This is a genomic window from Candidatus Obscuribacterales bacterium, from assembly GCA_036703605.1.
Lineage (GTDB): Bacteria > Cyanobacteriota > Cyanobacteriia > RECH01 > RECH01 > RECH01.
This window is the reverse complement of record DATNRH010000625.1, coordinates 1-1,632: the sequence shown is the minus strand read 5'-3', so window position 1 is coordinate 1,632 and position 1,632 is coordinate 1. Positions and strand designations below refer to the sequence as shown.

The 1,632-nt window shown below is 52.5% G+C and carries 1 protein-coding gene; it reads right to left on the bottom strand.

Features of this window, described 5'->3' with window-relative positions; translation table 11 throughout:
- Positions 1–1,404: 1,404 nt before the first annotated feature.
- A partial coding sequence (locus V6D20_13215) for a hypothetical protein (protein ID HEY9816740.1) occupies positions 1,405–1,632 on the bottom strand: 228 nt, incomplete at its 5' end.

The following is a 1,632-nucleotide window of genomic DNA, read 5'->3' as shown; positions in this document are numbered from 1 at the left end:
ACACCAAACCCTGCTACCATTGCGGAGCCCACACTCAGAAGAACGGCGGATGCAAGTAAATCCCCTTCTCTCGCTCATTCTACAGTCACATGACCTGCTCTCGATGCCGTGGGCAGTGGTGTTGGCAGTGTGGCGGCAATTACCCTTGCAAACCCTGGGTCTGCACCCTAAGGTACGGGTTTTTCATTCTCACCACCAGACAAAGGCCAAAGCTTATAGGCGGCGGCATTGTTGCCTTTGCGCTACTTGCCTACCGATTCCCCTGGCCGGTGCTTTACCTTGCCTTAGCTGCAGGTGCGCTGGGGTTACTCGCTCTGGGCTTCCTTCTGGTCCGCGAATGGTGGGACCGTTTTCCAGAAGACCTTTACGGCTGGCTTTTGCTCCAGGCTTTCTCCTGCAGCCTTGCTTTGACCTGGCTGTGGGCTCCAATTGGCCTCTCTGCATTTGCACTTGGCCTCTGGTTAACCCTCACCGCCTTCCAGGCTTGCAAGTACCTTGAACAAGTCTTGAACACGGGTCGCTACCTAATAACGCCTGTGACTGAGTAAGTCGCCTTGCCTTACGAACAGAATATATTACAAGCGATATCTAAAACGCCCGCCTGAGGGCACATACATGACTAACACTGATGATCTCTTCCTGGTACGCACCAGACTTACGCTAAGCCTAGGACCTACACGATGCCAACTTCGACGTTGAAGGAAGAGCCCCAGACCCAATAGTACGCGCCCCAGATCCAATACGTCCCCTTACACCGCCTTATCTGCAAATCGACCCACCCACTCCTGCCGAATCAGGGTTGCTAAACCGTCGGAATCTCGCCCCCTCTCCTCCCATCGTGTGCACAGCCGAACTGGATGAGATGCGCAGAACTATGTATGTGAATCGCTCGCTAACAAAGACAGGCAGTCTCTCGAGGAAGCCGTCCAAGATCTCGAGATATGGGACTTCGAACACCCAACTGAACCTTGGTGGCGGCGTCCCACCAATTGGCTAGTGCGCCCCCTCATCCCTCCTATGGCTTAGCTGTACCATACCATACCATCATTTATTAATCCAATTTTAAACGGGTCAGCCCTCCAGCATAGCCCTCATACATAAAGTTCAATCAACCTAAACCAGGTCGTTCATACAGATGCGTCGACGTGGCTATCAACTCCTCCCGCCTCACTCACTTCCCCTCATTCTGGCTCAATACGACTGAACGAAAAAGGGGGATTTTTTCCAAACTTAGCTAGCATCCCCGCTCCGGCCTCACACTCACTTCATTCTGGCTCAATACGATGACTGACGATGACTGAACGGGAAGAGGGGATGTTAATTTTGTCCAAACTTAGCGGCAGCGATAGCATCCCGTAGGGGCTGTTTCAGTTCCGTCCTTGTGGTTAGCTGTAGATCACGTTCTTACTTTTCCAGGCTCAGCTGGAGCAACTCGTCAAAGCGATGCTTAGCCTCACTGCTAAATTTTGCAAGCTGAGGTCTCCCCAGGCCTTCCTTAAGGTCGGACAGCTGACGTCCTGGTTCAAATGAAGGGCCTCGTCCACCCTTCCAACACTTGGAAAAGAGACTCTCAATTGGGGCCTTGGAGATCACTTCCGCAATTCTCGTCAAATATTCCTTGCACTCCTGGGG